We start from the raw sequence: 615 nt of genomic DNA, 5'->3' as shown, positions 1-615 counted from the left end.
TAACGCCTAGCTAAGCTGCACATAACCTAGGCATATACTTTTGCGAAGCGAAAATGCCTAGCGTGAAGTGTCTGCTTAAGCGCCTTGTTAACTTGATCTATCCATCGAGTGCAATCTTCTATGCCGACTTATAAGCTTGTTTGAAAATGATGCGACATAATCAATATTACAATCAACACCAAATAAGCTAATTTTCTTTTGAGCAGCAAGCTCAAAACCATTCAACTTCGTATTCCAAAAACGCTTGAGCGACTCTTCCTTATTAAAATGCAATATGACGCCTGGAAAATTCAAGCGACGTAGTTCTTCATACTTAACCACTTCCACTCTATCAATAACTTCCCAGCTAATAAAACCATATTTAAAATGATAAATACCATCGTAACTAATGACCAATATTGTTCGGCCTTTTGCCATCATCCATATTTCGTACATTATGAAAGTACTACAAATCCCAACAAGGGCATTATCCATTACGCTACTAGTTGGTGTTACGCAATAAATACCTGCAAATACAATACCTATTAAAATAAACCTTGTTTTGTACACTCTCACACCAACCGGTAGATCTACCATTCTTGCTCCATCAAGTTAACGCTCTGCTAAGCGGCAAAT

Annotated in this window: 1 protein-coding gene; it reads right to left on the bottom strand. The window is 37.6% G+C overall.

Annotated features, from left to right (window positions below; genetic code table 11):
* Positions 1–87: 87 nt before the first annotated feature.
* Complete coding sequence (locus ACP45E_RS15605; RefSeq protein WP_017037751.1) at positions 88–576, bottom strand: hypothetical protein; 489 nt, start codon at positions 574–576, stop codon at positions 88–90.
* Positions 577–615 lie beyond the last annotated feature (39 nt).

It is taken from the genome of Vibrio genomosp. F10 str. 9ZD137, assembly GCF_049974785.1.
Taxonomy (GTDB): Bacteria; Pseudomonadota; Gammaproteobacteria; order Enterobacterales; family Vibrionaceae; genus Vibrio.
The sequence above is the reverse complement of the archived record's forward strand: the minus strand, read 5'-3'. Positions and strand labels throughout refer to the sequence as shown.